Here is a 21,839-nt window from a genome sequence, read left to right as displayed (position 1 = left end):
ATGAGTGGCGATATGAATGCTGAGTACCTGACGGTCGAACAGGCCGCCGAGTACCTCGGGACGGGCGTCCGTTTTATTCGGCGCATCGTGGCTGAACGGCGGGTGGTGTTCTACAAGGTCGGCAGCTACGTGCGGTTCAAGCGGTCGGATCTCGAAGCCTTCGCGCAAGCTGGCCGTGTCGAGCCGATTGAGGTTCGTTGGTTCGGCGGCAAGGCGGTGGCGTGATGGCTCGACGGCGGTTCGGCAATGTTCGCAAGTTGCCATCCGGGAAGTTTCAAGCATCGTTCATCGCTCCGAACGGTCGGCGTCAGAACGCGCCCAACACGTTCCGCACCAAGACGGACGCGGACCGGTGGTTGGTCAAGATCGAGACCGATATCAGCCGGGGGACGTGGCTGGATGACGGTGCAGGTCGGCAACGCTTCGAGGACTACGCGAAGGCGTACCTGTACGACAATCCGGAAGTGGGGTTGCGGTGGGAGGAGACGTGCCTGCGGAACCTGCGCTTGCACATGGTCGACCTGCTAGATGTGCCGCTGGTCGCGATGACGCCGATGGTGGTTCGGGCCTGGCACAAGAAGGTGACGGCGGGCAAGGGTGGCCGCACCTCGATCGCGCAGTCGTATCGCTTCCTGAGCACCGTCATGAACTGTGCTGTGCGTGAACGGGCTGTCGCCTCCAACCCTTGCCAGATTCGGGGTGCTGGCGCCGACAGGGCGAAGGAACGGCCGATCGCCACTCCCGCGGTGATTGAACAGCTGGTGGAGGCGATCCCTCCGCGGTACCGCGCGGCTGTGCTGATGGCGGCTTGGTGTGAAATCCGGCGCGGTGAGCTGTGCGCTCTGCAATCGGCCTTTGTCGACATTGATTCAGCAACTGCGTGGGTGATCCGCAACCGGGTCGAGATGCTCGAATCCGATCTCGCGTTCGACAAGGACCCGAAGACAGATGCTGGTGGTCGACCGATCGCCATACCGCCGCACATCATTCCGTGGGTGCGCAAGCACGCCGAAGAATTCGCCGGGCCTGAACGATTCTTCGTCGGCCGGGACGGCGCACCGATGCGGGGCAACGCGATCTCGCAGGCGTTCAACCGCGCGAAGAAGAAGGTCGGTTTCACCGGGACGTTCCACGACCTTCGCCACACCGGGCAATCGCTCGCGGCGGCATCGGGGGCAACCCTGGCCGACCTCAAGAAGCGCGCCGGCCATTCCTCGGATCAGGCGGCATCGCGGTACATGCATATGGTCGCCGGGCGTGATCGTGAGATCGCTATCCGGCTCAGTGAGATCGCACGAAGCGGGGATGCGGCCAAGCTGCCGCCCGGCATCGTCATGCACTGACCACGTCGAGATGTTGCACGTAGGACGCACACGACCACCTGCTGTACCCTCTGACCTCGGGGCGATTCCCCCGCTTTGGGAGCGGAGGGTCGCAGGTTCAAATCCTGTCACCCCGACCATCACCATTCGCCCAGCTCAGGCTTGTAGGAGACGGATGTCCACGCAACGTAAGGTCGCGATCGTCACTGGAGCCGCCCGTGGCATCGGTGCCGCGGTCGCGGTCAAGCTCGCTGCCGACGGATATGCCGTCGCCGTGCTCGATCTCGACGAAGCCGCCTGCGCGGGCACCGTCGCCACCATCGCATCAGCCGGGGGCGAAGCTCTCGCGGTCGGTGCCGATGTGGCCGACGAAGCGGCGGTCGCCGCCGCGGTGGAGCGGATCGCCGCCGAACTCGGCTCGCCGACCGTGCTGGTCAACAACGCGGGCGTGCTGCGCGACAACCTGCTGTTCAAGATGTCGGTAGACGACTGGGACACCGTCATGAACGTGCACCTGCGCGGCGCCTTCCTGATGACCCGCGCCGTGCAGAAGTACATGGTCGAGGCGAAGTTCGGTCGCATCGTCAACCTGTCGAGCACCTCGGCGCTCGGCAATCGCGGCCAGGCCAACTATTCCGCGGCCAAGGCGGGCATGCAGGGCTTCACCAAGACTCTCGCCTTCGAACTCGGCAAATTCGGCGTCACCGCCAACGCGATCGCTCCCGGCTTCATCGAAACCGAGATGACCGCCGCGACGGCCGCCCGCGTCGGCGTCGAGTTCGAGGCGTTCAAAGCGGCTGCCGCCGCGCAGATCCCGGTCAACCGGGTCGGCACGCCCGACGACATCGCCAACACCGCCTCGTTCTTCGCGAGCGAGGGCGCCGGCTTCGTGTCGGGTCAGGTCATCTATGTGGCAGGCGGCCCGAAGGACTGACGTCGACTCAGGCGCAGCCGAACCGGAAGTCCGCCCGCACCTCGGTGCCCGCTGCCACGGTGACCCTGACCGGCTCCGTGACGGCCAACCCGCAGCCGCCGGGCACGGTCACCACCTCGGCTTCGTAGCAGCCCACCGGCAGTGCCACCGTGGCCCGCCCGTCGGCCCCGCTGACCAGCGTGGCGACCACCTGCTTCGCATCGCACGGCGTGACCTCGATATCGGCCCGATTCACCGGCATCGGCTCCCGGCCGGTGAACGTCCACACCGTCAACGACCCCGTTCCCACGGGTGCCGGATCGGCGCTCGCGACACCGCTGACCATGAGCGGAGCGAGTACGGACAGTGCGAGAAATGTACGGCGCATGAACCTCTCCTCATCGATGAGTCGGGTCGTCCGCTGCTGATGGTAGGCCCCTCCGGGTCCGAATCCGCACGTCACACCCGGATTCGGCGTTGACGATTCGGCGACGATCCGTGACCGCCGAACCTGTCGCCTGGTGAGAAACCGCTGGTCCGACCTAGTCGGACGGCGACATCCGATGTGTCAGGATCGGTCGATGACCTATGTCGCCGATCCGCGAGTCGACGCCTACATCGACGCGCTGCCCGTCTGGCAGCAGGGAATCTGTCGCCAGGTGCGCGAGCTCGTCCACGCCGCCGACCCGGCGGTCACCGAGACGGTCAAACGTCGAATCCAGCCCTACTTCGTGCTCGACGGCAATATCTGCGCGCTGCTCGCCGCCAAGACGCACGTCAACATCTTCCTCTACGACGGCGCGATAGTCCCCGACCCCGACCACATCATCACCGGTGGTCACGACAACAAAACCGCCCGTACGGTCGCTGTCTACGAGGGCCAGGCCCTCAACGAACGAGCGCTGTCGACGATGCTGAAACAGATCATCACCGACAACCGGGCGGGTGGCTGGCGCAAGATCAAGAAGGAGCGCGGCGAGGGTTAGGGCCCATCAGACGGTCGGGGTGATGCCCGCGCGTTCGCTCCAGACCTGTTCGGCGGGGACCGAGGTCGTGGTCAGCTCGGGGTAGCGCAGGGCGGAGAGGGTGCCGCCGAAGACGGCGCCGGTGTCGAGGCAGAGAGTGTTGTTGACCCAGGTGAGGGTGGGCACCGGGGTGTGGCCGTAGAGGACGGTGGGGGTGCCACGGTAGTCCTGGGCCCAGTCGTAGCGGATGGGGTAGCCGTGTTCGTCCTGTTCGCCGGTGGGGGCGCCGTAGAGGGCGAAGGAGCGGGCTCGGCCGGAGGTGCTGCCGTGCAGGCTTTCCGGGAGACCGGCGTGGGCGACGACGAGCTTGCCGCGATCGAGCAGATAGTGGCTCGGCAGGCCGCGCAGGAAAGTGTGTGCGGCGGTGCGGAACTCGAGGTCTTCGTCCGCCAGCTGGGACAGCGACTGTTCGAGGCCGTGCGCGATGCGGACGTTGCGGCCGTCGAGGGCGCGCATCAGCTTGTGGTCGTGGTTGCCGGTGACGCACAGCGCGGTTTTCGCGGCCACCATCCCCATCGCCAGGCGCAGCACGCCCGGAGTGTCGGGACCCCGGTCGACGAGGTCGCCGACGAAGACCACGGTGCGATCGTCGGGATGGGAGGCGCCGATCGGACGACCGCGGTCGTCGCGGTCCACGGTGTAGCCGAGTTCACCGAGCAAGGTCTCCAGTTCACTGCGGCAGCCGTGGACGTCGCCGATCACGTCGAACGGTCCGGTCAGATCGCGGCGGTCGCGGGGGAGTAGGTCGGTGCGGCGGGGTTCGGTCATATCCCCTCCATCGTCGTGTAGGGCGGGCCCGCGCCGCAACCGCGTTACCCCGTGGTGGGGATCGCTGAGTCGGGCCAGACCCAATCGGCGACGACCGGGATGTCGGCGCCCTGCTCGCGGGTCCAGCGGCGCGCGATCAACCGGGCGTCGACCATCTCCTGGCGCAGACCCGCCGCCCGTTCGCGCAGTCCGGGCACGCGGTCGATCACATCGAGCACCAGATGGAAGCGGTCGAGATCGTTGAGCATCACCATGTCGAAGGGGGTGGTCGTGGTGCCCTTCTCCTTGTAACCGCGCACGTGCAGGTTGGCGTGATTGGTGCGGCGGTAGGTGAGCCGGTGCACCAGCCACGGGTACCCGTGAAAGGCGAAGATCACCGGGCGGTCGGTGGTGAACAGGGCGTCGAACTCGGCATCGGGCAGGCCGTGCGGGTGTTCGTCGGCGGGCAGCATGCGCATCAGGTCGACGACATTGACGAACCGAATTCGTAAGTCCGGCAGCCGATCTCGCAAAATCGCCACCGCCGCCAGGGTTTCCAGGGTCGGCACGTCGCCCGCGCACCCCAGCACCACATCGGGCGTGGTCCCGAGGTCGTCGTTGTGACACGCCCACTCCCAGATCCCGAGGCCGCGCGTGCAGTGCAGCCCCGCCTCCTCGGCCGAAAGCCAGTCCGGCCCCGGCTGTTTGCCTGCCACGACCACGTTCGCGTAGTGCAGCGACCGCAGGCAGTGGTCGTAGGTCGACAGCAGGGTATTGGCATCCGGCGGCAGATACACGCGCACGATATCGGGGCTCTTGTTCGCCACCACATCGAGGAAACCGGGATCCTGATGGGTGAACCCGTTGTGGTCCTGGCGCCACACGTGCGAGGTGAGCAGGTAGTTCAGGCTGGGGATCTTGCGCCGCCACGGCACCTTCAGGCTGGCGTCGAGCCATTTGGCGTGCTGGTTGAACATGGCGTCGACGATGTGGATGAACGCCTCGTAGCAGGTGAAGACGCCGTGGCGGCCCGTCAGCAGGTAACCCTCCAGCAAGCCCTCGCACATGTGCTCGGAGAGCACTTCGACCGCGCGACCCACCGTCGAGAGGTCGACATCCCAGCGCCCGACTTCTTCCTGCCAGTCGCGCCCGGTCACCTCGAGGATGTCCTGCAGCCGGTTGCTGGCCAGTTCGTCGGGAGCGAAGGTGAGGAAGTTGTGCGGATTGCGGGCGGTGACATCGCGCAGCCAGCCGCCGAGCACCCTGGTCGCCTCGTGCTGACCCGCGCCCGGCGCCACGACATCCACGCAGTAGTCGCGCCAATCGGGCAGGTCGAGATCGCGAATCAGCAAGCCGCCGTTCGCGACGGGATTCAGGCTCATCGGACGTGCGGGGACCTGCTCCACCAAGGCAGGCACCGGCCGCCCGTCGTGGTCGAACAGCTCCTCCGGCCGATACGACCGCAACCACAACTCCAGCACCCGCCGGTGTTCGGGGTCGGTGCGCGCGCTGGGCAGCGGCACCTGATGGGCGCGGAAGGTGCCCTCGACCTGTTTGCCGTCGACCACCGGGGGACAGGTCCAGCCTTTCGGCGTGTGCATCACGATCATCGGCCAGCGGGGACGTTTCGTGTCACCGTCGTCGCGGGCGGCCCGCTGGAACTGTGCGATCCGGTCCAGGCAGGTGTTCATCGCGTCGGCCATCGCCTGGTGGACCGGTGCGGGGTCGTCGCCGGAGACGATCAGCGGCTCGTAACCGTAGCCGCGCAGCAGTTCGACCAGCTCTGCCTCCGGGATGCGGGCGAGGATCGTCGGATTGGCGATCTTGTACTCGTTGAGCGCGAGGATCGGCACCACCGCACCGTCGCGGCCCGCGTTGAGGAATTTGTTCGCGTGCCAGCTGCCCGCGAGTGGCCCGGTTTCGGCCTCGCCGTCGCCGACCACGCAGAACACGATGAGATCGGGGTTGTCCAGGGCGGCGCCGTGGGCGTGCAGCAGGCTGTAGCCGAGCTCACCGCCCTCGTGGAACGACCCCGGCGTCTCCGGCGCGCAGTGGCTCGGCACGCCGCCGGGGAAGGAGAACCGGTGGAAGAATCTGCGCATACCGTCGACGTCGCGCGGGATATCGGGCTCGAGTTCGGTGTAGGCGTCTTCGAGCCACGCGCAGGCGTTGGGACCCGGCCCGCCGTGCCCGGGGCCTGCGACGTATACCGCGTTCAGGCCGCGATCCCGGATCACCCGGTTGGCGTGGGCCCACACCAGATTCAGGCCGGGCACGGTGCCGAAGTGGCCGAGCAGGCGTGGCTTGATGTCCTCGGCGACCAGCGGGGTGCGCAGCAGCGGATTGCTCATCAGGTAGATCTGGCCGACCGCTAGATAGTTCGACGCCCGCCACCACGCGTCGACCGCGACGAGCTCGGCGCGCGAGAGCGGACCGGGTGCGTCGGTGAGGACGTAGGGCGTGGGAGCGATGGTCTCGCCCCGGCCGTCTCCCACGTTGTCGGCGGCGGTGTCGCCCAAAGTGTTCCCGGTCATCGCGGACTCTCCTCGAAATCGGTGAGTTCGCAGCGCCGTCCGCGCCGCGGGGCATGCACGGGCGCCGATCGAGGACCGGTGACACCCGGTGGGGAATCGCACCGCCGAGCCTACCGTCGTGCCGGTTTCCGCCCCGGCTACGACAGTCGATTACTGTGCGGGCCATGCATTCTCTCGGCAGGATCATCGGAATCGGACTCGTCGCGGCTGCCGCGATCACGACAGCGGCCTGCGGCTCCGACGCGGATTCGACCAGCTCGCCGAGCTCGAGCTCGGTCGGCGGAAATCCCGCGAGCACGGGTCTCGAATGCACCGCCGACGACGTGAAGGTCAGCGGCGGTTTCGGCGAGGCACCCAAGATCACCATCCCCGAGACCTGCGATCCGCCCAAGACCTTGATCGTCAAGGATCTGGTGGTCGGCACCGGGCCCGGCGCGGTAGCCGGCCAGCCGCTGACCATGAACTACGAGTTGGTCACCTGGTCGGACAAGCAGGTACTCGACAGCTCCTTCCAGCGCGGCAAGCCGTTCGGGCTGACCCTCGGTAGCGGCCAGGTCATCCAGGGCTGGGACGAGGGTCTGATCGGCGTACAGCAGGGCACCCGCAGGCTGCTGATCGTGCCGCCGAACCTCGGCTACGGCGAAGGCGGCAACGGTGTGCCGCCGAACGAGACGTTGGTCTTCGTGACCGACGCCGTGCAGGTCGGCCGCTAGCGGCACCCTCAACCAAACACCGATTGCGCGACCGCGCAGGCGGTCAACTACCCTGGTCGGGATGCGCTTTATGCGCCGCACCTGGCTTAGCCGTGCCTGACTATGGCGCGACGCCCCTTGTGGGGACACCACCATGAACTACGAACCAAGGAGTATGTCCGTGAAGAGCACCGTCGAGCAGCTGAGCCCGACCCGGGTCCGGATCAACGTCGAGGTGCCCTTCGAGGAGCTGAAGCCCGACTTCGACAAGGCGTACAAGGCGCTGGCGCAGCAGGTCAAGATCCCCGGCTTCCGTCCCGGCAAGGCTCCGGCCAAGCTGATCGAGACCCGTGTCGGCCGTGGCGCCGTGCTGGAGCAGGTCGTCAACGACGCGCTGCCCGCCCGCTACGCCGAGGCCGTGCAGGCCACCGAGGTCAAGGTCATCGGCCAGCCCGAGATCGAGATCACCAAGATCGAAGACGGCGAAGAGCTCGCGTTCACCGCCGAGGTCGACGTGCGCCCCGAGATCACCCTGCCCGATTACTCGGGCATCGAGGTGAGTGTCGATTCCTTCACCATCGGCGACGACGACATCGAGGAGCAGCTCACCTCGCTGCGTCAGCGCTTCGGCACCCTCACCGGTGTCGAGCGCGCCGTGGCCGATGGCGACTTCGTGTCGATCGACCTGTCGGCGACCGTCGACGGTGAGGACGTCCCCGAGGCGGCCACCACCGGCCTGTCGCACGAGGTCGGTTCGGGTCAGCTGATCGAGGGTCTCGACGAGGCGGTCATCGGCCTGAAGGCCGCCGAGTCCGCCGAGTTCACCTCCACCCTGGTCGCCGGCGACCACGCGGGCAAGGAAGCCCTCATCACCGTGACCGTGCAGTCGGTCAAGGAGCGCGAGCTGCCCGAGGCCGACGACGAGTTCGCCCAGCTGGCCAGTGAGTTCGACACCATCGACGAGCTCAAGGAAGACCTGAAGGGCCGCGTCGAGCGCGTCAAGAAGGTCGAGCAGGCCGGTGCGATCCGCGACAAGGTGCTCGACAGCCTGCTCGAGACCGTCGAGGTCCCGCTGCCGGAGGCCGTCGTCAAGGCCGAGGTCGACGCCGTGGTCCACGACGCCGTGCACGGTTTCGACCACGACGAGGCCAAGCTGGCCGAGGCGCTCGAGGCGCAGGGCTCCTCCCGCGAGGAGTTCGACAAGGACACCCAGGAAGCCGCCGAGAAGTCGGTGAAGACCCAGCTGCTGCTCGACGCCATCGCCGAGGCCGAGAACACCCAGGTCGGCCAGCAGGAGCTGACCGAGCGAATCCTGTTCCAGGCACAGCGTTACGGCATGTCGCCGGAGCAGTTCATCCAGCAGGTGCAGCAGGCGGGCCAGCTCGGCGCGGTCTTCGCCGACGTGCGACGCGGCAAGGCGCTGGCCGGAGTTGTCGGTCAGGTGAAGGTTACCGACTCCGACGGCAACGTGGTCGACACCTCCGAAATGTTCGGTGACCCTGCGGATTCCGCTGAAATCGAGCTGGACGAAGCCGCTGCTGAGTAGGTTTCGGCGGCGTGATTTGATTGCGCTGTGAGCGAAGAAGGGCGGTACCGGGAGTTCGGTGCCGCCCTGCTTCGTTAGTGTTTGTGACGACGAACCGTATTCGTATGGCCGTAGCAATCGGTGAGAAGAGAAGGCAGGTATCCGTGACAATCAACCAGGCAGGGGTCATGACAGCCACTACTGCTGGTCTCAACCTCAGTGATTCTGTGTACGAGCGTCTGCTGCGTGAGCGCATCATCTTCCTGGGTAGCCAGGTCGACGATGACATCGCGAACAAGATCTGCTCGCAGATCCTGCTGCTCACAGCCGAGGACGCGACCAAGGACATCGCGCTCTACATCAACTCGCCCGGCGGTTCGGTCACCGCGGGCATGGCCATCTACGACACGATGCAGTTCGCCGAGTGCGACATCGCCACCTATGGCATGGGCCTGGCGGCGTCGATGGGGCAGTTCCTGCTGACCGCGGGCACCAAGGGCAAGCGTTTCGCGCTGCCGCACACCCGGATCATGATGCACCAGCCCTCGGCGGGTATCGGTGGTTCGGCCGCCGACATCGCGATCATGGCCGAGCAGTTCGCCCACACCAAGCGTGAGCTCAACGAACTGCAGTCGCTGCACACCGGCAAGTCGGTGGAGCAGGTGACCGAGGACGCGGACCGCGACCGCTGGTTCACGGCGAAGGAAGCCCTGGAATACGGCTTCATCGACCACGTGGTCGCCCACGCGAACCAGGCGAAGTAGCGCAGGCCGCGCCCCATCACACTCGAGACAAGCTTGGAGACCAAGATGGCCAATCTGATCGACCCGCGCGCAGGCTTGGGCGGCACTGCTGCCGCCAACCCGCAGTCGCGCTACATCCTGCCGCAGTTCACCGAGCAGACTTCGTTCGGCGTCAAGACCTCCGACCCGTACAACAAGCTGTTCGAGGAGCGCATCATCTTCCTGGGCAACCAGGTCGACGACGTCTCGGCGAACGACATCATGGCGCAGCTGCTGGTGCTGGAGTCCCAGGACCCCGACCGCGACATCACCATGTACATCAACTCGCCCGGTGGCTCGTTCACCGCGCTGATGGCGATCTACGACACCATGCAGTACGTGCGCCCCGACGTGGTCACGGTCTGCCTGGGTCAGGCCGCCTCGGCCGCCGCGGTGCTGCTGGCCGCAGGCGCCCCCGGTAAGCGTGCCGCACTGCCCAACGCGCGCATCCTGATCCACCAGCCGTCCTCCGGCGGTGTGCAGGGTCAGGTGTCCGACCTCGAGATCGCCGCGGCCGAGATCGAGCGGATGCGTCGTCTGATGGAAGTCACCATCTCGCGCCACACCGGCAAGCCCGAGGAGCAGGTCCGCAAGGACACCGATCGCGACAAGATCCTGACCGCCGAGGAAGCCAAGGAATACGGCATCATCGATCAGGTCTTCGACTACCGCAAGCTCAGCGGACAGAAGTGACACGCCCGGGCTCGCTGTCCTGATCTGGGCGGCGGGCCCGGCTTTTTCACCCGCGGTGGCTCACAATGGTGAGGACCCGCACAGCACTCACGACGAACATGCGCGAGTTGTCGACCTCATTCGCGCACAACAGGTACGGTCGACTCAGGGACCATTGCTCTGATTGACGGCACCGAGACGTATTTCCGGCCCAATCGGGGGACGACGGTCGCACTCGGACAAGGAAGTAGGGACCTACGAGATGGCGCGCATCGGAGACGGCGGCGATCTGCTGAAGTGCTCGTTCTGCGGAAAGAGCCAGAAGCAGGTCAAGAAGCTCATCGCGGGCCCTGGGGTTTATATCTGCGACGAGTGCATCGATCTGTGCAACGAGATCATCGAAGAAGAGTTGGCCGAGTCGAGCGAAGTGAAGCTCGACGAGTTGCCCAAGCCTTCGGAGATCCGGGATTTCCTGGAGAACTACGTGATCGGCCAGGACACCGCCAAGCGGACCCTCGCCGTCGCGGTCTACAACCACTACAAGCGCATCCAGGCAGGCGACAAGGGCCGCGACAGCCGCGGTGAGGCTGTCGAACTGATGAAGTCGAACATCTTGATGCTCGGCCCCACCGGTTGCGGCAAGACCTACCTCGCGCAGACCCTGGCCAAGATGCTGAACGTGCCGTTCGCCATCGCCGACGCCACCGCGCTCACCGAGGCCGGCTATGTCGGTGAGGACGTCGAGAACATCCTGCTGAAGCTGATCCAGGCCGCCGACTACGACGTCAAGCGCGCCGAGACCGGCATCATCTACATCGACGAGGTCGACAAGATCGCCCGCAAGAGCGAGAACCCGTCGATCACCCGCGATGTCTCGGGCGAGGGTGTGCAGCAGGCGCTGCTGAAGATCCTGGAGGGCACCCAGGCGAGTGTGCCGCCGCAGGGCGGTCGTAAGCACCCGCACCAGGAGTTCATCCAGATCGACACCACCAACGTGCTGTTCATCGTCGCGGGTGCCTTCGCGGGCCTGGAGAAGATCATCTCCGACCGCACCGGTCACCGCGGCATCGGCTTCGGCGCCGAGGTGCGCTCCAAGGCCGAGGTCGACACCGATGACCACTTCGCCGACGTGATGCCGGAGGATCTGATCAAGTTCGGTCTGATCCCCGAGTTCATCGGCCGCCTGCCCATCGTCGCCTCGGTGACGAACCTGGACAAGGAATCGCTGGTCACCATTCTCTCCGAGCCGAAGAACGCACTGGTCAAGCAGTACGTTCGCCTGTTCGAGATGGACGGCGTCGACCTCGAGTTCACCACCGACGCCCTCGAGGCGATCGCCGATCAGGCGATCCTGCGCGGCACCGGTGCTCGTGGCCTTCGCGCCATCATGGAAGAGGTCCTGCTGCCGGTGATGTACGACATCCCCGGCCGTGACGACGTCGCCAAGGTGGTCGTGAACGGCGACACCGTCGTGCACAACGTCCTTCCGACGATCGTGCCGCGTAAGGCGCAGCGTCCCGAGCGTCGCGAGAAGTCGGCGTAACAAACCAACGGCAAAGGGCCCCTTCGGATCTGATCCGGAGGGGCCCTTCGCTGTGTGTCGGTGGATGCTAGGTGGCGGCCGGGTTACCCATGCTCGGCGCGGCGAGGAGGTTGTCGGCCTCGTCTGCCGGGATCTCCGCGCTGGCACGGACGATCGCGGTGCTGTAGCGGGCGCTGGCGGCATTGTGGATGAGCAGTGCGACACCGATCATCACCGGGGCCACCGCGTGCACAGCGGCGTCGTACCAGTGCTGTGCGCTCAGGTGGGGATAGGTGTTGAGGGCGATGGTCAGCGTGAGCAGGAACAGCTCGGCGATCAGCACCTGGTTGCGATTGCCCATCACGCCCCACTCGGCCACCCGCGTGGTGCCGATCATGATGATGATCAGGCACACGCTGATCATCGCCTCCAGGCCGAAACTGGCCCAGTAGAGCGGATCGGTGGGCCCGCCCGGGGCGATGTTGTGCTGGACGTTCACCGCCGACCACAGCATGCCCGTGATGACCACGCCTGCCAGCGCCCGCAGCGACCAGGTGCGGTGCTGATAGAGCGAGGCGAGGCGAGCGCGTGGGTTGGACTCGCGGCGTTGCGCGGCGATGGCCTTGCGGGCCAGCATCAGGTCCGACATCTCGGCGCGCTCGAGCTCCGCGGTGGTGTCACGCAAGCGGTCGGCGTGCGAGGAGGCGGCCTTGATCTGCTTCCAGCGCTGGTCGCGCTCGTAGGTGCGGATCTTCTCGGCGAGTTCGCGCTCGGCGCTCAACTCGTCTTCGGACAGCGCGTCGGTCAGGGCCGGATCGGACTGATAGGCGATGCGGCGCCTGGCCCGTTCCACCCGCACAGGCAGTGCGGTGACCTCGTGATCGAGCGGGTGTTCCTCGCGCATCGCAACTCCAGGTAGCAAAAGGGTTCGCCGGGTCGCGTCATTGTTGCGCATCGAGCGGGGGGAGAACACCCGCGGGCCCGAATTACTCGATCCGAAGGCGCTGAAAATGTCTGGCGCACAACTGTGTAGCTGTTGACGGAGCGGAACGGGAGACGGTGACGACCGTTCGAGAATCGGTCGCGCCCGGGGCCGAGGAGCTTCGTTGGTCCTCCGTGGTTCGCCGTTGAACCTTGATCCCGTAAAAGTGCTTCTGATGATGTGTCGTTGCTGGTCATCGGGGTGTTACTCCGGCCCGAACCGGTCGGTCTTTTCGTCCGTTTGGTCCGTCTTCCCGGGCCTTCATTGATTACGACGGGTTCGGCACGCAAAACTCATCGGCGTATCCTCGCGGTGTGTCGGACTGGTGCTGCCGATTTCGTGCTGTTTACTCGGTCCGTCAATCAGATGTTCGAGTGACGAGTGGAAGCGGAGGAGACATGGCACTGCCTACGATGACCGCCGAACAGCGCACCGAGGCGTTGGCCAAAGCGGCTGCCGTGCGCAAGGCGCGCTCGGAACTGATCGGCAAGGTGAAGGAGGGCAAGGTCACCGTCGCCGATCTGCTCAAGAAAGCCGACAGCGATGACCTGGTGAAAAAGACCAAGGTCGCTGCCGTGATCAAGGCACTGCCGGGCGTTGGTCCGGTCAAGGCCGCCAAGCTGATGGATCAGGCCGAGATTCCCGAAGATCGCCGTATCGGTGGCCTCGGTGCTCGTCAGCGCGCGGCCCTGCTCGACGCCCTCGAGGCCTGAGCCGATTCGCGATCCGACGCCCGTGGAGCTGGATGCACGGGCGTCGGGATGGTCGGTGAGTGATCCGTAGAAAGTGATTTACACGCAGTAGGTCAGCAGGAAGTCGTTGATCCGCAGGCGCCATCCCGGTTGCAATTCGATCGGGAGGGTGCCGACGCGAGACCAGCGTTCGCTGTCGGGGGCGGCGAAGAACGTTCCGGAGGTCGCGGGGGCCTCGCGGACGAATACCTTGCCACGGTCGGGGGCGACGAAGGCATGGACCCGCGAGACGAGCCGATCGCGCTCGATCAGTATCGGCGTCGCCGCGGAAGCGCGTACCGATTCTTCTCCCGAGGGATTGCGGCCGAGGACGTAGGGCCGGTCCAGTGGGTAGCTCAGCCCTTCTTCGGTGACCAGTGCGCCACGCGAACTGCTGTGGGGCGCCGCGCCTTTGCTCAACGCGACCGGTTCGGGGCGTTTGGCGGCATCGAGTGGTTGGGACCAGGCGCGGGGCGCGTCGGCGGTGGGGGAGTTGCGCGGGCCGGTGCTCACGGTGGCACCGTCGCCGGTGCTCGGTCGGCTGCCCGTGCTCACCGTTTCGCTGTCGGGTCGGCCCGCATCGGGCTGGAAACCCGAGGTCGCGGGTTTTTCGGGCGTCGGTGCAGGGAACCCGGCGGTGGGCGGGAGCGCGTCGCCGGTGTCGGTGGGCCGCGAGGTCGGGGCGCGAAGGGCTTGGAAGCCGGTGGCCTCGGTGGGTGCGGGCTCGTCGACGGATTCGACCCGGCGGGGCGGGGGATTGCGACGTCGGCCCAGGTTGAGCACGAAACCGTTGCCGGTGACGATGCCCGCGCGGAGGTCGGTGCGCGGATTGGCGCTGGTGGGGTCGGCCATCTCGGCGCCGACCGCGATCCGGCGGACCGGTTCACGGATGATCTCGTCGACCCAGGTGAAGGCCCGGTCGCCGGCGAGGCGGCGGTTGCCCTCCGCGCCGGAGATCTCGGCGATCACCGCGCCGCGCAGCAGGATCAGCATGCCGTCGGCGGTCGGGGCGAGTACACCGAAAGGCGGTGGGGCAGAAGCTCCGCCGAACACCACGCCCGCCAGACGCTGAGCCAATGCCGCACCGGGTGCGCTCGCTGCGGTGTTGTTGGCGACGGTTTCCACCGCGCCGAGTAACCGATCGGTCGACGGCGTCTCCCCGGCCAGATAGACGACGACATCGCCGAATCTGGCGACGATCCCGGTCCCCGGCACGATGGCCACGGTGGACGAATGCGCGTGCATCAACGCCTCCTTGTCGGACTGGCCTTTTCCGCCGCCTCGGCCGACCCCCGCTGTGCGTCAGACCGCGACCTAGCTTTCCGCCGCCAGCATAGATGGCCGGGCGCCCGGGGATAAGGTTCGAAGGTGAACTTCGAACAACGTTCGTGCCAAACGTTGTTCGTCGGACGCGTAGGATCGGCGCATGAACGCCGCACCCGTCAGCCGCCGGGCCCGACCGGCGAAAGTGCCCTTGAGCCGCGATCTCGTCATCGAGACCGGATTGCACATCCTCGACACCGAAGGTTCGGCCGCGCTCACCATGCGCAGGGTCGCCAAGGAACTCGACACCGGCGCCGCTTCGCTCTACGTCTACGTCGCCCATCGCGACGACCTGCTGACCGGCATGCTCGATCGCGTCCTGTCCCAGGTCCCGGTGCCCACCGGGGGCGACTGGCGTGCGCGGCTGACCCAGCTGGTCGAGGCCGCGATCGAGGCCCTCGGTAGCCACGACGGTCTCGCGCTCGTCACCTTCGGCCGGTTCCCGACCACCGAGCACGCCCTCGGCCTGATCGAGCAGGTGCGCACCCTCCTGCGTGAAGGCGGCCTCACCCCCGCGACCGCCACCTTGGCCGTCGATCTGATCTACCGACATATCGCCGCCGAGTCGGTGGAGCGCGCCACCCACACCGCCGGTGACGTCCGGGCGCGCTGGGCTCTCCGCGCGCTGCTCAACGGGATCGTCGCCACCCCGGTGGCCGGTGGACCTGCTCGGCTCGCGCGCGAGGAGGAGATCGCGGACCTGCAGGAGATCGAGCGGCGGGCGGGCGCGCCGTTCGGCGAGGTGGGCATGATCGCGATCGCCGAGGACGACCCGCCGCCGCGGGAGGTGTTGCGGGCCTTCGTCCTCGAAGGGCGCGCGTGGGTGTGGCCGGACGACAACGAGCACCCGGTCGGTTACCTGGTTCTCGGCCTCGTCGACGGTCAGCCCCACATCGACCAGGTCTCCGTCGACCCGGCCCACGCGGGCGCGCGGATCGGCAAGCGATTGATCGACCACGCGGTGCGGTGGGCGAAAGACCACGACCTCCACGAGATCACGCTTACGACTTTCGCCGAAGTTCCCTGGAACGGGCCGTATTACGAACGCCTCGGCTTCGCCTACATCCCCGTGGCGGACGAGCCGCCGGGCCTGCGCGCGATCCGCGCCGCCGAAACAGCCCACGGCCTCGACGAATGGCCTCGCGCGTGCATGCGGGCCGAGCTCGCGACATGGAGATTCGACTGACGGCGCTCGTGGCCCAACCCGCAGCGGCTCAGTGGGTGATCGCGGCGTGCCTGGCGAAGGCGGCTTCGGCCGCGGGGGTGGCGACTTCGCGATCAGTGGGAATCAGGCCGATGCGGGTGCGGCGGTCGAGGAGGTCGTCGATGGTGAGGGCGGCCTCGTGGGTGATGGCGAAGTCGAATTCGGCCGCGGTGACGTCGATTCCGGGGGCGACCGGTGCGGCGAGGGCGGGATCGGCGAGCCAGGTGGAGACGATGTGGCTCGCTTCGCTGCCGTAGCGCTCGATGAGGACAGGCGGGGCGTCGATGCGGTCGCGGGCGGCTCCGGAGACCGCGCCGACGAGGGGGAGCTGGGCGGTGCGGCAGGGACCGGCCGTGAGCGCTGACTGCGCCACCGCCGCGTCGACCGCGTCCTGGGCCATCTGGCGGTAGGTGGTGAGCTTGCCGCCGACGACGGTGATCAGACCGTCCGGGGCGGTGAGGACCGCGTGCTCGCGGGAGATGTCGGCGGTGCTGTCGTCGGCGGTTTTGAGCAGTGGGCGCAGGCCGGCGAACTTGCCGCGGATATCGGAGCGAGTCAACGGTTCCCGCAGGGCGGTATTGATGGTGTCGAGCAGGAAGTCGATCTCGGCCTCGGTGGGCTGCGGCTCGTCGGGGATCGGGCCTGGCGCGTCCTCGTCGGTGAGGCCGAGGTAGACGCGGCCGTGCGCGGCGGGCAGCGCGAAGACGAACCGGCTGATGCTGCCCGGTACCGGCACCGTCAGCGCGGCGCTGAGCCCACCGAAGGCCGCGGCGTCGAAGACGAGGTGGGTGCCGCGGCTGGGCCGCAGCTCGATGCTGTGGTCGACCTCGCCCGCCCACACGCCGGTGGCGTTCACGACCGCGCGCGCTCGGACGGTCAAGGTCTCGCCGGAAAGGGTGTCGCGCAGCTGGACCGAATCACCCGTGGCGGTGACGGCTTCCACGCGGGTGAGAACCGTCGCGCCCGCCGAGGCCGCGGTGCGAGCCAAGGCGACGACCAAGCGGGCATCGTCGACGAGCTGACCGTCCCACGCCTGCAGGCCGCCGCGCAGCCCGTCGCGCCGCACGGTCGGCGCCAAGCGCAGTGCCTCGGCGGCCGCCACCCGGCGCGAGCGCGGCAAGGTGTCGACGGAGGTGTGCGCCGCGATCCGCAGCGCGTCGCCCGCGGCGAACCCTGCGCGGATGAGCGAACTCTGGGCCAGCTTGATGCCGGGCAGCAACGGTACGAGTTGGGGGAGCGGGCGCACCAGATGCGGTGCGGTGGTGCGCAACAGGATGCCGCGTTCGACCGCGCTCTCGTGCGCGATCCCGACCCGTCCGCTCGCCAGATACCGCAGCCCGCCGTGCACCAGCTTCGAACTCCAGCGGCTGGTGCCGAACGCGAAGTCGTTGCGCTCCACCAGGATTGTGCGCAGCCCGCGAGCGGCGGCGTCGAGGGCGACGCCGGTTCCGGTCACGCCGCCGCCGATCACCACCACGTCGACCTCGGGATTCTCGCCGAGTGCGGTGAGGTCGGTGGTGCGTCGTGCCGCATTCAGAGTGGCGCTGGGAGAAGAGGAGTCAGGAGTCATCACAGTCCTTGTCGGGTAGCGGGAGCAGATAACCCTCGATAGCCCTGGACAATTCGGCGTCGAACTCCGCACCGGCCAGCAACGACTCCACCGTGCCCGCCGACTGCACCGCCGACTGGGTGATGAGCAGCAGCATGGTGGCCATGTGCTCGGCATCACCCGCCCGGATCGAGCCGTCCTTGTGGCCGAGCTTGATCATGGAAGCGAACAGCCCGATCAGCGTGCGCTGATTGCGGCCCAACCGGCCGAACACATAGGTGAGCATCAGGTCGGTGTCGGTGCGGAAGATCTTGGCGAACACCGCGTTCGACCGCATCGCCGCCGCACCCGACACGATGCCGTGGACCAGCCGATCCCGGCCGAGACCGGTGTCGGGCATGGTCTCGGCGACGATCGTGCGCAGTTCACGGACCAGCAGCTCGGCGATCAGCGACCCGGTGTCGGGCCAGCGCCGATAGACCGTCGGCCTGCTCACACCCGCTCGCCGCGCCACCTCGGTGAGCGTGGTTCGGCGAACGCCGAAATCGACGACGCAGGCCCGCGTGGCATCGAGAATCGCCATGTCTGTAGGCGAAAGCTGGTCAGCGTGGGTCGCGAGATCGATCATCGTGCTTCACCGCCGGTGTGTTCGGTGGCGCCGGGGACAGAAGCGCCGTGGTCGGGCTGGAATCGCCCAAGGGTATCGAGCGGACCAGCAGGGTTGCCGTCGCGAATGGCCGGTAGTGACATCCGACAGCGGTACGGATGTCGACTCTGGGACATATCGTTGGTTACTGCTTGACACTATATGTCATTATGTAACGCATGGTCGAGACGCAACACGAACAATCCGGGTCTGCCACCCTGGCGCCGAACATGGTGTGGGACGCCTGGGGCGTCGCCGCCGGTCATCAGCCGCTGTCGGGGCAGATCCGTGGCCTGCTCGCGCAGGTGTTCGGGATCTCGGGTGAGCCGGTCACACGCCGTGACGAGAACGAGGTGCCGCTGATCCCCACCACGCTCACGGACGCCGATCGGGCGGGCCTGGCCGGGATCGTCGGTGACGAACATCTCACCACCGACGACATCGACCGGCTCCGACACGCGGGCGGCAAGAGCACCCCCGACCTGCTGCGCCGCCGCGCGAGCACACCGCAGGACGCTCCCGACGCCGTCGTTTTCCCCGCCGACCACCGCCAGGTCCTCGCGCTGCTCGGGTACTGCGCCGAATACGGCATCGCGGTCGTCCCGTTCGGTGGCGGAACCAGCGTGGTCGGCGGCGTGGATCCGGTGCGCGGGCAGTTCGACACCGTGATCGCGCTCGATCTGCGCAGGCTCGACACCCTCACCGCGGTCGATCCGGCCAGCGGCACCGCCACCCTCGGCGCCGGACTCACCGGGCCGCAAGCCGAGGAGCTGCTCGGCGCGCACGGGCTCTCGCTCGGGCACTTTCCGCAGAGTTTCGAATTCGCCAGCATCGGCGGGTTCGCCGCGACCAGGTCGTCGGGTCAGGCGTCGGCGGGCTACGGCCGGTTCGACGACATGGTCGAACGTCTGGTGATCGCGACCCCGCAGGGCACCCTCGACCTCGGTCGGGCCCCGGCGTCGGCGGCCGGACCCGACCTGCGCGAGTTGTTCGTCGGGTCGGAGGGCGCACTCGGCATCATCACCTCGGTCACCTTGCGGGTACACCCCGTACCGGAAACCGTTGGCTACCAAGCCTGGTCGTTCCCCGACTTCGCCACCGGAGCCGCCGCGCTGCGCACGGTGGTGCAGGCAGGCGCCGCGCCGACGGTGATGCGCTTGTCCGACGAGGCCGAGACGGGCCTGAACCTGGCGCGCTCCGCCGATGTCGGCGGCAACCCGGTCTCGGGTTGTCTCGCCATCACCACCTTCGAGGGCAGCCAGGCTCATGTCGCCGCCCGATCGGCAGAAGCGAGCGCCCTGCTCGCGGCCTCGGGTGGCACCGCGCTCGGCGAGGCACCCGCACGGCAGTGGGAGCACGGTCGGTTCGCCGCGCCCTACATGCGTGACGCGCTGCTCGATGTCGGCGTGCTGTGCGAGACCCTCGAAACCGCCACCAGCTGGGCCAATCTGGCCAATCTCAAGGTGAAGGTCACCGGCGCGCTGATGGACGCGCTCGGTGCGCAGGGCACACCCGCGTTGGTCATGTGCCACATCTCGCACACCTACCCGACCGGGGCGTCGCTGTACTTCACCGTCGTGGCCAAACAGCTCGACGATCCGATCGCGCAGTGGCGCATCGCCAAATCCGCCGCGAGCGACGCGATGGTCGCCGCGGGCGGCACCATCACCCACCACCACGCCGTCGGCGCCGACCACCGTCCGTGGATGGGCGCCGAGATCGGTGACCTGGGGGTTCGGGTGTTGCGCGCGGTGAAGCGCGAACTCGACCCCACCGGAGTGCTCAATCCTGGGAAGCTGGTGCCGTGAGCGAACAGTCGGTGCGGCGTGTGGTGGTTGTCACGAACCCGCATTCCGGGGCGGGCCGCGGCGACGGTGTCGCCGAGACGGTGCTGGCCGAACTACTGGCCCGCGGTGTCGAGGTGGTGGAGGTGCGGGCCCCGAGTGCGGACGAGTCGGTGACGCAGGTCAGGGCGCTCGTCGCGGGCCAGGACCGGCCGGATGCGGTGATCTGCGTCGGTGGTGACGGCCTGATGAACGTGCTGCTGGCCGCGCTCGCGCACAGCGGGGTGCCGCTCGGACTGGTGCCCGCGGGCACCGGCAACGACCTGGCGCGCGAATTCGGCATACCGACCGGAGACCCGAGGGCAGCCGTCGAGATCGTGCTGGGTGGTCGAGTCCGGACCATCGACCTGGGGCGGATCGAATCGCCGGACCTCACACCCACCTGGTTCGCGACCGTGGTCGGAACCGGGTTCGACGCACGAGTCACCCTGCGCGCCAACAAGATGCGCTACCCCCGCGGACCCCTCCGCTACACCGCCGCCGCTGTCGTCGAACTCATGCGCGGCTACACACTGCCGTTCCGGATCGAGTTGTCCGGCCTGGCGCCCGGTGCGCTCGACAATCCACCCGACTCACACGTGGTGATCCTGACCGACGCGGTGATGGCGCCGATCGGCAACACCCGCACCTACGGCGGCGGGATGCTGGTGTGTCCAGAGGCACTCGCCGACGACGGCTATCTCGACATCACGGTGGTCGGTGCGGTGTCGCGGCTGGAGATGGCGCGGTTGCTGCCCGCGTTGTCGGCGGGCAAACGGATCGACCATCCCGCGACGAAGCGTTATCGGGCCCGGCGGATCACGGTCAGCGCCGAGGGCGGGTACGCGGCGGCCGACGGTGAGCCGGCCGGGATGCTGCCGGTGACGGTGCAGGCGATGCCGGGGGCGCTGAGCGTGCTGGTGCCCTGATCAGACCGCGTCGAAGGCGATGCGCGACACGGCGTGCAGCGTCGGACGGTCGATGATCACCACCGATGTCGAGGACAGCGGTTGTGGGTCCGGCGCGAGGGTGGAGTCACGGGCTCCGAGGGAATCCATCATCGTTTCCCAGCGGCGGCAGTGCCCCGTGAAGGCAACGCTGTTGACGCTTCTTCCTCGGCTGATCTGACCGGATCTGGCCTGCTCCGGGGGCACGTCGATGAGCACCATGTGCAGTTCGCGACGGCCCTGCGCGGCCCAGCGGGCGATCAGGCGACGGCTCCAGCGGAAGGTCGCGCAGTCGTGGATGGCGACCGGTCCGTCGCCGGCCCGGATCGCGTCGCGGATCGCGCGGTAGTGCGCGAGGTGGACCAGTGGGCGCCACAGGGAATACGGCGCCCAGCCCAACCGGTGTCGCAGGCGATTGCGAGTGTGGTTCGAGTCGAGAACCAGGGCACCGGACGCGGTGCGCACCGGATGTTCGGCGTCGGGGCCCGCGCCGAAGAAGCGATGTAGTGCGGTGGACTTTCCCGCGCCCGGCACGCCGGCGAAGACCAGCACGCTGGTGCTGGGGTAGCGCAGTTCTTCGACCTCGCTCGCGCGCAGGTCCACCAGCGCGATCGGGGTGATGATCTTCGGCGCCGACGGGGAAACGGGGGACGAGGAATCGAGCGGGGGCGTCACCCTCTCCAGGGTCCGGTAAAACGGACAAAACGGCAATCCGTGGTTACCCGGATATTTCGGGTTCGAGGCTTGGGGGACAAGGGTTTCCGCGTGTCGTCGTGGCGCGTCACAAGCCTTGCCGACCAGCGCGGTGCAGAAGCTGAGAATTCCATATGGATTCCGCTCGGCGGGGTTAATCGCCGGTAGGATCAGTGCTGTAGGCGGAGTCTTCGGTGTCCCTCATCC

Annotated in this window: 20 protein-coding genes and 1 pseudogene; 13 read left to right on the top strand and 8 right to left on the bottom strand. The window is 67.5% G+C overall.

Going from position 1 to position 21,839, the window contains the following annotated elements; translation table 11 throughout:
• The 3 genes from IBJ82_RS26840 (at position 1) to fabG (ending at position 2,256) form a co-directional block, all read left to right on the top strand.
• The gene (locus tag IBJ82_RS26840; protein ID WP_228537692.1) at positions 1 to 225 is read left to right on the top strand and encodes a helix-turn-helix domain-containing protein; all 225 of its coding nucleotides are present in this window, start codon (positions 1 to 3) and stop codon (positions 223 to 225) included.
• Entirely contained in the window at positions 225 to 1,343 is a 1,119-nt protein-coding gene (gene xerC / locus IBJ82_RS26835; protein WP_194828745.1) for a tyrosine recombinase XerC, read from the top strand. The genes IBJ82_RS26840 and xerC overlap by 1 nt, the downstream gene beginning before the upstream one ends.
• Before the next feature lie 154 nt (positions 1,344 to 1,497).
• Positions 1,498 to 2,256 (top strand): 3-oxoacyl-ACP reductase FabG, encoded by a 759-nt coding sequence (fabG, locus tag IBJ82_RS26830; protein WP_194828744.1) that lies wholly within the window; start codon positions 1,498 to 1,500, stop codon positions 2,254 to 2,256.
• A 7-nt stretch (positions 2,257 to 2,263) separates the two neighbouring features.
• Here fabG and IBJ82_RS26825 read toward each other — a convergent pair whose 3' ends face one another.
• A complete protein-coding gene (locus IBJ82_RS26825; protein ID WP_194828743.1) occupies positions 2,264 to 2,623 on the bottom strand; it encodes a hypothetical protein in 360 nt (119 codons plus the stop codon).
• A gap of 193 nt (positions 2,624 to 2,816) precedes the next feature.
• Here IBJ82_RS26825 and IBJ82_RS26820 point away from each other — a divergent pair, with 193 nt between their 5' ends.
• Positions 2,817 to 3,221 (top strand): DUF1801 domain-containing protein, encoded by a 405-nt coding sequence (locus IBJ82_RS26820; protein WP_194828742.1) that lies wholly within the window; start codon positions 2,817 to 2,819, stop codon positions 3,219 to 3,221.
• A gap of 33 nt (positions 3,222 to 3,254) precedes the next feature.
• On the opposite strand, the pseudogene IBJ82_RS26815 reads toward IBJ82_RS26820, so the two are convergent.
• Positions 3,255 to 3,992, bottom strand: a pseudogene (locus IBJ82_RS26815) (metallophosphoesterase); the annotation flags it as partial.
• A gap of 80 nt (positions 3,993 to 4,072) precedes the next feature.
• The gene (locus IBJ82_RS26810; RefSeq protein ID WP_194828740.1) at positions 4,073 to 6,541 is read right to left on the bottom strand and encodes a phosphoketolase; all 2,469 of its coding nucleotides are present in this window, start codon (positions 6,539 to 6,541) and stop codon (positions 4,073 to 4,075) included.
• Between the two features lie 164 nt (positions 6,542 to 6,705).
• Here IBJ82_RS26810 and IBJ82_RS26805 point away from each other — a divergent pair, with 164 nt between their 5' ends.
• The 5 genes from IBJ82_RS26805 (at position 6,706) to clpX (ending at position 11,755) form a co-directional block, all read left to right on the top strand.
• Entirely contained in the window at positions 6,706 to 7,254 is a 549-nt protein-coding gene (locus tag IBJ82_RS26805) for an FKBP-type peptidyl-prolyl cis-trans isomerase (RefSeq protein WP_194828739.1), read from the top strand.
• Between the two features lie 160 nt (positions 7,255 to 7,414).
• Positions 7,415 to 8,779 carry a trigger factor gene (gene tig / locus IBJ82_RS26800; RefSeq protein WP_194828738.1) on the top strand — a complete coding sequence of 455 codons (1,365 nt, stop codon included), beginning with the start codon at positions 7,415 to 7,417 and terminating at the stop codon, positions 8,777 to 8,779.
• 167 nt (positions 8,780 to 8,946) lie between these two features.
• Positions 8,947 to 9,522, top strand: a complete 576-nt coding sequence (locus tag IBJ82_RS26795) for an ATP-dependent Clp protease proteolytic subunit (RefSeq protein WP_228537690.1) — start codon at positions 8,947 to 8,949, stop codon at positions 9,520 to 9,522.
• 45 nt (positions 9,523 to 9,567) lie between these two features.
• Positions 9,568 to 10,233: an ATP-dependent Clp protease proteolytic subunit gene (locus IBJ82_RS26790; protein WP_194828737.1), complete on the top strand. Its 666-nt coding sequence runs from the start codon at positions 9,568 to 9,570 to the stop codon at positions 10,231 to 10,233.
• A 241-nt stretch (positions 10,234 to 10,474) separates the two neighbouring features.
• Complete coding sequence (gene clpX, locus IBJ82_RS26785; RefSeq protein ID WP_194828736.1) at positions 10,475 to 11,755, top strand: ATP-dependent Clp protease ATP-binding subunit ClpX; 1,281 nt, start codon at positions 10,475 to 10,477, stop codon at positions 11,753 to 11,755.
• 67 nt (positions 11,756 to 11,822) lie between these two features.
• Here the strand turns inward: clpX and IBJ82_RS26780 are convergent, their stop codons facing one another.
• On the bottom strand, positions 11,823 to 12,638 hold the full coding sequence (locus IBJ82_RS26780; RefSeq protein ID WP_194828735.1) for a hypothetical protein: 816 nt from the start codon (positions 12,636 to 12,638) through the stop codon (positions 11,823 to 11,825).
• 476 nt (positions 12,639 to 13,114) lie between these two features.
• Here IBJ82_RS26780 and mihF point away from each other — a divergent pair, with 476 nt between their 5' ends.
• A complete protein-coding gene (gene mihF, locus IBJ82_RS26775; protein ID WP_019045768.1) occupies positions 13,115 to 13,429 on the top strand; it encodes an integration host factor, actinobacterial type in 315 nt (104 codons plus the stop codon).
• A gap of 78 nt (positions 13,430 to 13,507) precedes the next feature.
• On the opposite strand, the gene IBJ82_RS26770 is transcribed toward mihF, so the two are convergent.
• Positions 13,508 to 14,692, bottom strand: coding sequence for an FHA domain-containing protein (locus IBJ82_RS26770; protein WP_194828734.1), 1,185 nt, complete (start codon positions 14,690 to 14,692; stop codon positions 13,508 to 13,510).
• Positions 14,693 to 14,873: 181 nt separating this feature from the next.
• Here IBJ82_RS26770 and IBJ82_RS26765 point away from each other — a divergent pair, with 181 nt between their 5' ends.
• Complete coding sequence (locus IBJ82_RS26765) at positions 14,874 to 15,956, top strand: GNAT family N-acetyltransferase (RefSeq protein WP_228537689.1); 1,083 nt, start codon at positions 14,874 to 14,876, stop codon at positions 15,954 to 15,956.
• A gap of 28 nt (positions 15,957 to 15,984) precedes the next feature.
• On the opposite strand, the gene IBJ82_RS26760 is transcribed toward IBJ82_RS26765, so the two are convergent.
• Positions 15,985 to 17,544 carry a glycerol-3-phosphate dehydrogenase/oxidase gene (locus tag IBJ82_RS26760; RefSeq protein WP_194828733.1) on the bottom strand — a complete coding sequence of 520 codons (1,560 nt, stop codon included), beginning with the start codon at positions 17,542 to 17,544 and terminating at the stop codon, positions 15,985 to 15,987.
• Positions 17,534 to 18,151 carry a TetR/AcrR family transcriptional regulator gene (locus tag IBJ82_RS26755; RefSeq protein WP_194828732.1) on the bottom strand — a complete coding sequence of 206 codons (618 nt, stop codon included), beginning with the start codon at positions 18,149 to 18,151 and terminating at the stop codon, positions 17,534 to 17,536. Before IBJ82_RS26755 ends, IBJ82_RS26760 begins: the two co-directional genes overlap by 11 nt.
• A 197-nt stretch (positions 18,152 to 18,348) precedes the next feature.
• Between IBJ82_RS26755 and IBJ82_RS26750 the strand changes: the two genes are divergently transcribed.
• On the top strand, positions 18,349 to 19,977 hold the full coding sequence (locus tag IBJ82_RS26750; protein WP_228537688.1) for an FAD-binding oxidoreductase: 1,629 nt from the start codon (positions 18,349 to 18,351) through the stop codon (positions 19,975 to 19,977).
• The gene (locus IBJ82_RS35495; protein ID WP_194828731.1) at positions 19,974 to 20,921 is read left to right on the top strand and encodes a diacylglycerol kinase family protein; all 948 of its coding nucleotides are present in this window, start codon (positions 19,974 to 19,976) and stop codon (positions 20,919 to 20,921) included. The genes IBJ82_RS26750 and IBJ82_RS35495 overlap by 4 nt, the downstream gene beginning before the upstream one ends.
• On the opposite strand, the gene IBJ82_RS26740 is transcribed toward IBJ82_RS35495, so the two are convergent.
• Positions 20,922 to 21,614: an AAA family ATPase gene (locus tag IBJ82_RS26740; protein ID WP_370585493.1), complete on the bottom strand. Its 693-nt coding sequence runs from the start codon at positions 21,612 to 21,614 to the stop codon at positions 20,922 to 20,924. It abuts the gene before it with no gap.
• Positions 21,615 to 21,839: the final 225 nt, after the last annotated feature.

Origin of the sequence: Nocardia sp. XZ_19_231 (assembly GCF_015355705.1) — a bacterium.
Lineage (GTDB): Bacteria > Actinomycetota > Actinomycetes > Mycobacteriales > Mycobacteriaceae > Nocardia > Nocardia salmonicida.
This window is presented reverse-complemented; position numbering and strand designations above follow the sequence as displayed.

Bases quoted from the DNA above. Each gene is read 5' to 3' on its own strand.
- IBJ82_RS26840 (WP_228537692.1), top strand. From the start codon at position 1: ATGAGTGGCGATATGAATGCTGAGTACCTGACGGTCGAACAGGCCGCC.
- xerC (WP_194828745.1), top strand. From the start codon at position 225: ATGGCTCGACGGCGGTTCGGCAATGTTCGCAAGTTGCCATCCGGGAAG.
- fabG (WP_194828744.1), top strand. From the start codon at position 1,498: ATGTCCACGCAACGTAAGGTCGCGATCGTCACTGGAGCCGCCCGTGGC.
- IBJ82_RS26825 (WP_194828743.1), bottom strand. From the start codon at position 2,623: ATGCGCCGTACATTTCTCGCACTGTCCGTACTCGCTCCGCTCATGGTC.
- IBJ82_RS26820 (WP_194828742.1), top strand. From the start codon at position 2,817: ATGACCTATGTCGCCGATCCGCGAGTCGACGCCTACATCGACGCGCTG.
- IBJ82_RS26810 (WP_194828740.1), bottom strand. From the start codon at position 6,541: ATGACCGGGAACACTTTGGGCGACACCGCCGCCGACAACGTGGGAGAC.
- IBJ82_RS26805 (WP_194828739.1), top strand. From the start codon at position 6,706: ATGCATTCTCTCGGCAGGATCATCGGAATCGGACTCGTCGCGGCTGCC.
- IBJ82_RS26795 (WP_228537690.1), top strand. From the start codon at position 8,947: ATGACAGCCACTACTGCTGGTCTCAACCTCAGTGATTCTGTGTACGAG.
- IBJ82_RS26790 (WP_194828737.1), top strand. From the start codon at position 9,568: ATGGCCAATCTGATCGACCCGCGCGCAGGCTTGGGCGGCACTGCTGCC.
- clpX (WP_194828736.1), top strand. From the start codon at position 10,475: ATGGCGCGCATCGGAGACGGCGGCGATCTGCTGAAGTGCTCGTTCTGC.
- IBJ82_RS26780 (WP_194828735.1), bottom strand. From the start codon at position 12,638: ATGCGCGAGGAACACCCGCTCGATCACGAGGTCACCGCACTGCCTGTG.
- mihF (WP_019045768.1), top strand. From the start codon at position 13,115: ATGGCACTGCCTACGATGACCGCCGAACAGCGCACCGAGGCGTTGGCC.
- IBJ82_RS26770 (WP_194828734.1), bottom strand. From the start codon at position 14,692: ATGCACGCGCATTCGTCCACCGTGGCCATCGTGCCGGGGACCGGGATC.
- IBJ82_RS26765 (WP_228537689.1), top strand. From the start codon at position 14,874: ATGAACGCCGCACCCGTCAGCCGCCGGGCCCGACCGGCGAAAGTGCCC.
- IBJ82_RS26760 (WP_194828733.1), bottom strand. From the start codon at position 17,544: ATGACTCCTGACTCCTCTTCTCCCAGCGCCACTCTGAATGCGGCACGA.
- IBJ82_RS26755 (WP_194828732.1), bottom strand. From the start codon at position 18,151: ATGATCGATCTCGCGACCCACGCTGACCAGCTTTCGCCTACAGACATG.
- IBJ82_RS26750 (WP_228537688.1), top strand. From the start codon at position 18,349: ATGGTCGAGACGCAACACGAACAATCCGGGTCTGCCACCCTGGCGCCG.